Raw genomic sequence first — 9,280 nt, forward strand, 5'->3', positions numbered from 1 at the left:
GCGTCCAGCGCGAGAAGCCACACGTCCCGGGACTGATGGTCGAGCACGGCGGCCCGCGCCGCGAAGAGGAGTTGCGCATCGGGCACCTGAGCGTCCACATCAGCGCCGCCGCATTCCCGCTTGAGCTCGTACCCGAGATACCCGAGCCACCCCAGCGCGAAGCCGCACTCGAGCCCCTTCAGGCCCGCCGAAATCCCGCTCCACGTGGAGTCGAGCCAACGGAAGAATGGCTGGTCGAAGCGGGCGGTGGCCGCCGTCGCCGTCGTCGGACCGAAGGTCACCTCGGTCCGCCCGTTACGGTGAGACATCCTGCGCGCGAGGTGGCCGCCGTCGTCGGCCATGATGCTGAAGCGGCTGCGCGCGCCTGTGCCGGGGACGCCCGCATCGGAGGCGTCGAGCCAGACGCTGTGCGAGGCGCTGCCGAAGAGCGATTCGAAAAGGACGTCGGGCTGCGGCTCTGCCGCGATGCGGCGGACGACGACGCCCGCCGACTCACGCTGCGCCCGCTCCGGAGCGAGCAGATCCCGGAGCGGGGGGAGCTCGGCGAGGGCGTCGAGGACTCGGCGAGTTGCTTCGTCGGGCCGTGAAGCACCGGGCGCGGACTCGACCGTCACCGTCGCCGCGGCGCGCACATCGTCGCCGGCGAGCCACGCCTCCTCCTGCGCCGCCCATCGATCCCAGTGAGGCTCGTAGGTCTCGCCGTCCCGTTCGAGCGCGCGGCGTCGGCGCTCTTCCGCAGATGCCTCGAGCCAGACGACGGCGTCTGAGAGCGAGCGCAGCTCCCGGGATCCGGCCCCTACCCCTTCGAGGACGACGACGTCGGCCGGCTCGGTGATCCTCTCTTCGCCATCTGCGTCGGCAAGCCAGTCCCAGGCCCGCCAGTGCGCGGACTCGCCGCGGCGCAGCGGGGCCAGGATCTCCGCAGCACAGCGTTCAACGCCGCGCGCGAGCCCGGCCCAGCCGGGGTACAGGTCTTCGAGGTGCACGAGCGCTACGGATCGGTGCTCCCGAAGGGCGGCGGCGAGCTCCACCGCGAGGGACGTTTTGCCCGCCCCTGAGCGGCCGTCCACAGCGACGACAACGGGACGGGCAGAGTGCTGCCGGTTCACGCCCCTGCGAGAAGCGGAGGGCGGCGCGCTAGCTCAAGACGCACATGGTCGACGATCCCGGGCACCGCGGCGTGAATGAGCTGCCACGTCGTCTCGAAGTCGCTCTGATCGCCGAACCAGGGGTCCTCGATGCCCTGATCGAGCTGGTCGAGACGAGTGACGGCGGGGTCGAACGAGCGCAGCATCCGCACCTTGTGCTCGGTGCCTGCGGGCGCGAATTCGCGGAGGTGGCCGAAGTGGTCGATGTCGAGCGCGAGGATCAGATCCCGCTCCACGTACCACTCGGGCCGAAACTGCCGCGCGACGTGCTCGCGAGGGTGGAGGCCGTGGGCATCGAGCACGCGGGCGGCGCGTGGGTCGATTGGCCTCCCGGCCTCGAAGTTGGTGGTGCCCGCCGAATCGACCGTTGCGTGCTCCTCGAGGCCCGCAGCGCGGAGGGCATCGGCGAGCATGAACTCGGCCATGGGCGAGCGGCAGATGTTCCCGGTGCAGACCGTGATGATCCGGTAGGGGCTCGCCGTCGAGTTCATGGGATCAAGCATAGAGTTCTGGTGCCCTAACCCCGGAATCGCCAAACTCAGACGATGGCGAGGAGGACTCCGACCCCCACGAACAAGGAGCCGAACACCCGGTTGAGGACGCGCTGCCCGCTCTCGTTCCGGGTGAAGCGCTGGAAGCTCTTGGCGGCGAGGGCGAAGAAGAACCACATGACCAGAATGTCGACACAGATGATCGTCGCGCCGATGACGAGGTACTGGTTCACGAGCGGCAGCTCGGGCCGGACGAAGCCGGGAATGAATGCGAGGAAGAAGACGATCGCCTTTGGGTTGAGGAGATTGACCCAGAGGCCGCGCTGGAACATGGACCACCACGGCTCGTTCTCGAGCGTTGCGGCGGCCTCCTGCGATACGTCCGGCTTCCGGAGGAACTGGCGGATTCCGAGGTACGCGAGGTACGCGGCGCCGAGATACCGAATGACGTTGAAGGCGAGCTGTGAGCTTGCCACCAGCACGCCGAGCCCGGCCGCCACCAGGGCGAGATGCGCCACGAGCGCTGCCTGCTGGCCGAGGACTCCCCAGATCGAGCGGCGGAAGCCCGCATTGAGCGAGTTGCTCATCGTGTTGATGGCGCCGGCGCCGGGGGTGAAGCTGATCAGGAGGCAGGCACCGAGCAGGGTGGCCCAAATCGAGAAAGGCACCTTTCAAGATTAGGGCCATTGTTCGCTCACGCTCGGCCGGTGACCTCGCCGTTCGGACTGAGGAACCAGCCGTCCGACGACGAGCCCCACCGGTGCCAGCCGGCGGCGATCCGCTCGAGATCGACGAGGTCGGCGAAACCGTATTCGAGCGCCTGATCGGCGAAGGCCGAGTGCAGCACGCGTTCGCTCCAGACGCGCGCCTGCCAGGTCCGCAGCTGAGGCGTGGCATAGAGCCAGTTGCTGCTCGTGGGGGAGACGTCGGTGAAGCCCGCCTCCTGCATCCAGCTGACCAGCCGACGGCCCGCGTCCGGCTCCGCTCCGTTCCGCCGGGCGATGCGCTGGTACAGCTCCATCCACTCGTCGAGCTCGGGGACTTCGGGGTACCAGCTCATGCCATGGAAGTCCGCATCGCGCACGGCCACGATCCCGCCCGGTTTCGCCACCCGCCGCATCTCCCGCAGGGCGGCAACGGGGTCGGTGAGGTGCTGGAGGACCTGGTGTGCGTGGACCACGTCGAACGTCTCATCGGCGAGGTCGAGATCGTAGACGTTGCCGACGGCGAAGCGCACGTTGGGGACATCGCGCTCCTCGGCGAGGGCGTGGGCTTGGGCGACGATGTCCTCGGAACGGTCGATGCCGAGGACCTCGCCGGGCGCGGCGAGCACGGCGAAATCGCACGTGATGCTCCCCGGCCCGCAGCCGACGTCGAGCACCCGTGCGCCCGGGGTGAGGTGGGGGAGGACGAACGCTGCCGAGTTCTGTGCAGTGCGGGCGGCGTGGGCTCGGACCACGCTTTCGTGGTGGCCGTGCGTGTACACGTCGTCGGGAGTCTGGCCGTCCATGGCACAAAATTACGCGGCACTACGTCAAGTCGGTGACAGGCGCGACAGGCCCCTGTGAGGTTGGCGACGAAAACCGCTCTCTGGCGAAAAGTCAACACCCTACCTGCCTACGCTTGAAACGACAACACGAGGGGCAATGAGGCCCTGACTGCCCGAAGCGAAAGGAGCGTTACCCCATGTCCCTTCTGGACAGCCACACCCCCCACCGCCGCAAGGGCCTCCTCGGCCGCCGCCCCGCCATGCACCTTGGCGAAGACATCCTCCTGGCCCGTCACGGCTCTCGCATCGACCGCATTAGCATCGATCGTCGCAACCACCGCACGGTGGCGGTGTTGAACGACGGAACCGTCGACTCTGCGCCGAACCGCCTTGTGGCCGTCCCCGTCACTCCGCTCGAGCGCTTCACCCAGCACGTCCGGGACATGCGCGAGACCGCGAGCCCGCTGACCAAGGAGGATCGGCAGGTCCTCCTCTGGTTCACGCTCGGCTGGATCGTCGTGTCGGTGCTGTTCGTCGTGGGCGTGGTCGCGCTCTCCTCCGTCACCGGGCCCCAGACGTTCGCGCAGTCCGCGACGTTCTTCCCGACGTACTGAACCGTTCCATCTGGCGGACGCCCGATCTCCGTAGGGTCACCCCGAGCGTAGGCTGGATCGGTGACCCAGCAGCCCGCGGGCCCGTCCGCCCAGCCTGACCCGTCGCCGTCGTCTGCGCCGCTCTCGCCGCAGGCGACCACGTCGTGGAGCCCGCGGCTCGCGCTGCTCGTGGCCGCGACGTACTTCATGGAGTTCCTCGACGGCACCGCGCTGTCGACGGCGCTTCCCGCGATCGGTTCGGACTTCCGTGTCGTGCCGGCGGACGTCAACGTGGCGATGACGGCCTACCTCATCGCCGTTGCGATGGGCATCCCGTTCAGCTCCTGGCTCGCTGAGCGCTTCGGGCCTCGTCGGGTCTTCTGCTCGGCGATCGCCGTGTTCACCTTGGCCTCGCTCCTGTGCGCGCTGAGTCCCAACCTCGCCGCCCTGACCTCCTTCCGGGCCCTTCAGGGCTTCGGCGGGGCCATGATGGTGCCCGTCGGGTCCCTGGTGGTTCTGCGGGGAACGCCCAAGGACCAGCTGCTCAAGGCCACCGCGTACCTCGTGTGGCCCGGGCTGCTCGCGCCGGTCCTCGCGCCCCTCGTGGGCGGCGCCCTCACCCAGTACCTCTCGTGGCACTGGATCTTCCTCGTCAACCTCCCGCTCGGCCTCGCCGCGTTCCTCATTGCTCTCCGGCTGGTGCCTGCGAGCGGCGCCGACCCGAATCGGCGCCTCGACTGGCCCGGCCTCGCGCTCACGACGCTCGGGGTCGCCGCCGTCGTCGTCGGCCTGGAGCTGCTGAGCGAGGGTCGCCCCTCGGAATGGGCGACGGCGGCGCTCGCCGGCGGCATCGCAGCCTTGGCGGCGGCGGTGTGGTGGATGCGCCGCGCACCAAAGCCGCTGTTCGACTTCGCGGTCCTGCGCGTGCGCACGTTCCGCGCGACCCAGACCGGCGGCTTCATCTACCGCCTCACGATCCAGTCCGTCCCGTTCCTCCTTCCGCTCCTCTTCCAGGACGGCTTCGGGTGGGACCCGGTGCATTCCGGACTCCTGGTCGCGGCCGTGTTCGTGGGCAATATCGGGATCAAGCCGGCGACGACGCCGCTCATCCGCCGCTTCGGCTTCAAGACGGTGCTCGTGGTCGCCGCGGCGGCATCGGCCCTCACGTTCGCCGCGTGCGCCGTGCTGACTCCCGAGACTCCTGACCTGCTGATCGCGGCGCTTCTGCTCGCCTCGGGCGCCTTCCGCTCGATCGGATTCTCGGCCTATATGAACGTGCAGTACGCGGACGTTTCCGCGGCCCAGCTGCCGAGTGCCAACGCGATTGCGAACACGCTCGTCCAGCTCGCGGCCGCGCTCGGCGTCGCGGTCGCGGCCCTGCTGATCCGGACGGGCATCTCGTTCCTGCCGGCCGGGGTCGACCATTCGGGTCCGTATCGCGTGGCGTTCGCCGCCATCGCGGTTCTCATGCTCGGGAGCGTCGTCGACAGCCTCTTCCTGCCCCGGCATGCCGGAACCGAGGTGAGCGGGCGGCGCTGACCCTGAGGAAGTCCGCCTGCGGCGAACTTGAGCCGAGTTGACTCAAGTCAGGTTGACAGCTGACGCTGGGTGCGTAGAGTTGAGTGCAGATCGCTCAACTTGACCGGGTGCCGAGAGGCGCCGCGGCCCAGTTGGCTTCTCACGGCACCAGCAAACAGCAGGAGGAATCATGAGCCGCGCAGTCGGTATCGACTTGGGCACCACCAACTCCGTCGTGTCCGTCCTCGAGGGCGGCGAGCCGACGGTCATCGCGAACGCCGAAGGCGGTCGCACCACCCCGTCCGTCGTCGCGTTCTCGAAGACCGGCGAGGTGCTGGTCGGCGAGATCGCCAAGCGCCAGGCCGTCAACAACATCGAGCGGACCATTTCGTCGGTCAAGCGCCACATGGGCACTGACTGGACCATCAACATCGACGACAAGAAGTACACGCCGCAGGAGATCTCCGCGCGCATCCTCATGAAGCTCAAGAACGACGCCGAGTCGTACCTGGGCGAGAAGGTCACCGACGCGGTCATCACGGTTCCGGCGTACTTCAACGACGCCGAGCGCCAGGCCACGAAGGAGGCCGGTGAGATCGCGGGCCTCAACGTGCTCCGCATCATCAACGAGCCGACCGCCGCGGCCCTCGCTTACGGCCTCGACAAGGGCAAGGAAGACGAGCTCATCCTCGTCTTCGACCTCGGCGGCGGCACGTTCGACGTCTCCCTCCTGGAGGTCGGCAAGGACGAGGACGGGTTCTCGACCATCCAGGTCCGCGCGACCGCCGGCGACAACCGCCTCGGCGGCGACGACTGGGATCAGCGCGTCGTGGAGTACCTCCTGAGCCAGCTGAAGCTCAAGGGCATCGACCTCTCCAAGGACCGCATTGCCCTCCAGCGCCTCCGTGAGGCTGCAGAGCAGGCCAAGAAGGAGCTCTCGTCCTCGACGAGCACCAACATCTCGCTCCAGTACCTCTCCGTCACCCCCGACGGTCCGGTGCACCTGGATGAGTCGCTGACCCGCGCGAAGTTCCAGGACCTCACCAAGGATCTCCTCGAGCGGACCAAGAAGCCGTTCCACGACGTCATCGCCGAGGCCGGCATCAAGGTCTCGGACATCAACCACGTCGTGCTTGTGGGCGGTTCGACCCGCATGCCCGCCGTGTCCGAGCTCGTCAAGGAGCTCACGGGCGGCAAGGAGCCGAACAAGGGCGTGAACCCGGACGAGGTCGTCGCCGTCGGCGCCGCCCTCCAGGCTGGCGTCCTCAAGGGCGAGCGCAAGGACGTCCTGCTCATCGACGTCACCCCGCTCTCGCTCGGCATCGAGACCAAGGGCGGCATCATGACGCACCTGATCGAGCGCAACACGGCCATCCCGACCAAGCGTTCGGAAACCTTCACCACGGCGGACGACAACCAGCCGTCCGTGTCGATCCAGGTGTTCCAGGGCGAGCGCGAGTTCACCCGCGACAACAAGCCGCTCGGCACCTTCGAGCTGACCGGCATCGCGCCGGCCCCGCGCGGCATCCCGCAGATCGAGGTCACCTTCGACATCGACGCGAACGGCATCGTCCACGTCTCCGCGAAGGACAAGGGCACCGGCAAGGAGCAGTCGATGACGATCTCGGGCGGCACTGCGCTGTCCAAGGAGGACATCGACCGCATGGTTGCCGACGCCGAGGCACACGCCGCCGAGGACAAGAAGCGCCGCGAGGCCGCGGATACACGCAACACGGCCGAGCAGCTGGCCTACTCAGTCGACAAGCTCATCGCCGACAACAAGGACAAGCTGCCGGAGGAGGTCCGCAGCGAGGTCCAGGGCGATGTCGATGGCCTCAAGAAGGCTCTGGAGGGGACCGACGACGAGGCCGTGAAGGCCGCGTTCGAGAAGCTCCAGCACTCGCAGTCCAAGCTCGGCGAGGCGATCTACGCGTCGTCGCAGGGCGCGGCCGCTGGCGCTGACGGTTCGCACACGGCCGACAACGCCGGTGCCGCCGGTTCTGCCGGCCAGGACGAGGACATCGTCGACGCGGAGATCGTCGACGAGGACGAGAAGAAGTAGCCATGGCCCCTCACCACGGCAATGAAGAAGAGCACGAGGTCCGGGGCGAGCCGCAGAAGCCGGTGATCCGGGACAACCGCAAGGTTGACCCGGTCACGGGCGGCGTGCGGAAGCCCGGCGAGGGTGCGACCCCTGACGAGGGCGCCCGCGAAGCCGGCCCAGCGGCCGATGCCGAGCACGAGGAGATGCGCCCCGTGGACGAAGCCCACGACTCCGAGGACGTCCTGGCGCAGGCCGAGCGCATCCTGAGCGAGGCGGCCGGCGTGCAGAACGAGGCGGCCGAGCTCCGCGAGGACCTCCAGCGCCTGCAGGCGGAGTACGTGAACTACCGCAAGCGGGTGGACCGGGACCGTGCGGTCGCGGGCGAGGTTGCCGTCATGGGTGTCCTCTCCTCGATCCTGCCGGTCCTGGACGACATCGATGCGGCGCGCGCGCACGGCGACCTCACCGAGGGGCCCTTCGCTTCCATCGCGGCCAAGCTCGAGGGGATCCTCACGAGCCACGGCCTCGAGCGCATCGATGCGACCGGCGTCGAGTTCGACCCGAACATCCACGAAGCCCTGATCCAGCAGCAGGGCGAGGGGATCGAGGTCGACACGGTCCAGCAGGTGCTTCGCGCCGGCTACCGGACTCAGTCCCGGGTGCTCCGCGCGGCGCAGGTCATCGTCGCCGTCCCGTAGGGCTTAAAGGACGACGGCGCAAGGCGAGAGGACGACGGCGGGCCCCCACCCGCCGTCGTCCCCCTCCTCCGTTTCGGGTACAGATAATCCCCTTCGGAGGCGTTTCGGGTACAGATACTTCAGCAGTTGGCGTACCCGAAACGAGGAATCAGGAGATTATCTGTACCCGAAACGATAAGACTGATGGAACGACGAGAAGGAGGCCTCATTGGCTAGTCAAGACTGGGTGGAGAAAGACTTCTACTCCATTCTCGGCGTGCCCAAGGATGCCTCTGACGCCGACATCAAGAAGGCGTACCGCAAACTCGCCCGCAAGTACCACCCTGACCAGAACCCGGGAGACGCCGAGGCCGAGAAGAAGTTCAAGGACATCACCGAGGCCAACTCGGTGCTCAGCGACCCGGAGCAGCGCCAGCAGTACGACGCGATCCGCGCCATGGGCGGCGCGCGCTTCACCGCGGGCGGACCCGGCGCGGGCCAGGGCGCGGCGGGCTTCGAGGACCTCTTCGGCGGCCTCTTCGGCGGGGGCGCGGGGCGCCACTCGCGCGGCTTCAACACGGGCAACCTGCCGCCGGAGTTCGCCGACCTGTTCGGGGGCTTCAGCACCGGCGGGGGCGGCGGCGGCTTCCAGGCGCCGCCGCAGCGCGGCTCTGACCGACAGGCGACGACGACGATCTCCTTCGCCGGCTCGATCCGCGGCACGACCGTGGGGTTGCGCGAGCAGAACGGGGAGGTCATCGAGGTCCGCATCCCGGCGGGGATCCGCGACGGGCAGAAGGTCCGCGTTCGCGGCAAGGGCGGTCCGGGTTCCGCCGGACCGGGAGACCTCATGGTCACCGTCCACGTCACGCCGCACGAGTTCTTTACCCGTGAGGGCGACAACATTCGCATCCACGTCCCCGTGAGCTTCGACGAGGCCGCGCTCGGGGCCCAGATCGAGGTCCCGACACTTGACGGCCACACCGTCCGGATGAAGGTCCCCGCCGGCACCAATTCGGGCCGGACGCTCCGGGTCAAGGGTCAAGGCGTGAAGACCTCCAAGGGCGCGGGCGACCTCTTGGTAACCATCGACGTCGTCGTCCCCCAGAACCTCTCGAAGGAGGCGGAGGAGGCCGTGCGCGCCTTCGCGGCCGCCGCCAAGAAGAACTCCGAGTCCAACCCGCGCGCCGGGTTGGCTGCCAAAGCGAGGCTGTAGGCCATGGCCATCGATCCGTACGCGCCGATCTTCGTGATCTCCGTGGCGGCGGAGCTGGCCGAGATGCACCCCCAGACCCTCCGCCAGTACGACCGTCTGGGGCT

The 9,280-nt window shown here is 68.4% G+C and carries 9 protein-coding genes and 1 pseudogene; 6 read left to right on the top strand and 4 right to left on the bottom strand.

Translation table 11 applies throughout. The features are described from left to right. From ACTHL9_RS07385 to ACTHL9_RS07400, 4 genes are all read right to left on the bottom strand, one after another. Positions 1 to 1,109 (bottom strand): AAA family ATPase (locus ACTHL9_RS07385; protein WP_440518201.1); only part of this gene is annotated, 1,109 nt, incomplete at its 3' end. Further along, positions 1,106 to 1,639 (bottom strand): low molecular weight protein-tyrosine-phosphatase, encoded by a 534-nt coding sequence (locus tag ACTHL9_RS07390; RefSeq protein ID WP_440518202.1) that lies wholly within the window; start codon positions 1,637 to 1,639, stop codon positions 1,106 to 1,108. The genes ACTHL9_RS07390 and ACTHL9_RS07385, both read right to left, overlap by 4 nt. Positions 1,640 to 1,686: 47 nt before the next feature. Next, positions 1,687 to 2,307, bottom strand: a complete 621-nt coding sequence (locus ACTHL9_RS07395; protein ID WP_440518203.1) for a LysE family transporter — start codon at positions 2,305 to 2,307, stop codon at positions 1,687 to 1,689. 26 nt (positions 2,308 to 2,333) lie between these two features. Further along, entirely contained in the window at positions 2,334 to 3,149 is an 816-nt protein-coding gene (locus ACTHL9_RS07400) for a methyltransferase domain-containing protein (RefSeq protein WP_440518204.1), read from the bottom strand. A gap of 176 nt (positions 3,150 to 3,325) precedes the next feature. On the opposite strand from ACTHL9_RS07400, the gene ACTHL9_RS07405 reads away from it, so the two are divergent. The 6 genes and pseudogenes from ACTHL9_RS07405 to ACTHL9_RS07430 all read left to right on the top strand — a co-directional run. Continuing rightward, positions 3,326 to 3,742 (top strand): hypothetical protein, encoded by a 417-nt coding sequence (locus ACTHL9_RS07405; protein WP_440518205.1) that lies wholly within the window; start codon positions 3,326 to 3,328, stop codon positions 3,740 to 3,742. A 162-nt stretch (positions 3,743 to 3,904) separates the two neighbouring features. Then, positions 3,905 to 5,260, top strand: a complete 1,356-nt coding sequence (locus ACTHL9_RS07410; RefSeq protein ID WP_440518209.1) for an MFS transporter — start codon at positions 3,905 to 3,907, stop codon at positions 5,258 to 5,260. 169 nt (positions 5,261 to 5,429) lie between these two features. Then, the gene (gene dnaK / locus ACTHL9_RS07415) at positions 5,430 to 7,301 is read left to right on the top strand and encodes a molecular chaperone DnaK (protein ID WP_440518206.1); all 1,872 of its coding nucleotides are present in this window, start codon (positions 5,430 to 5,432) and stop codon (positions 7,299 to 7,301) included. A gap of 2 nt (positions 7,302 to 7,303) precedes the next feature. Continuing rightward, on the top strand, positions 7,304 to 7,981 hold the full coding sequence (locus ACTHL9_RS07420) for a nucleotide exchange factor GrpE (RefSeq protein ID WP_440518207.1): 678 nt from the start codon (positions 7,304 to 7,306) through the stop codon (positions 7,979 to 7,981). Between the two features lie 208 nt (positions 7,982 to 8,189). Further along, positions 8,190 to 9,176 (top strand): DnaJ C-terminal domain-containing protein, encoded by a 987-nt coding sequence (locus ACTHL9_RS07425; RefSeq protein WP_440518208.1) that lies wholly within the window; start codon positions 8,190 to 8,192, stop codon positions 9,174 to 9,176. Between the two features lie 3 nt (positions 9,177 to 9,179). Beyond that, positions 9,180 to 9,280 (top strand): annotated as a pseudogene (locus ACTHL9_RS07430) (heat shock protein transcriptional repressor HspR); the annotation flags it as partial.

The sequence above is a fragment of the Sinomonas sp. genome, assembly GCF_051955515.1.
Classification (GTDB): Bacteria; Actinomycetota; Actinomycetes; order Actinomycetales; family Micrococcaceae; genus Sinomonas.

Excerpts from the sequence above, each read along its gene's own strand:
- ACTHL9_RS07390 (WP_440518202.1), bottom strand. The coding sequence starts at position 1,639 with ATGAACTCGACGGCGAGCCCCTACCGGATCATCACGGTCTGCACCGGG.
- ACTHL9_RS07400 (WP_440518204.1), bottom strand. The coding sequence starts at position 3,149 with ATGGACGGCCAGACTCCCGACGACGTGTACACGCACGGCCACCACGAA.
- ACTHL9_RS07405 (WP_440518205.1), top strand. The coding sequence starts at position 3,326 with ATGTCCCTTCTGGACAGCCACACCCCCCACCGCCGCAAGGGCCTCCTC.
- dnaK (WP_440518206.1), top strand. The coding sequence starts at position 5,430 with ATGAGCCGCGCAGTCGGTATCGACTTGGGCACCACCAACTCCGTCGTG.
- ACTHL9_RS07420 (WP_440518207.1), top strand. The coding sequence starts at position 7,304 with ATGGCCCCTCACCACGGCAATGAAGAAGAGCACGAGGTCCGGGGCGAG.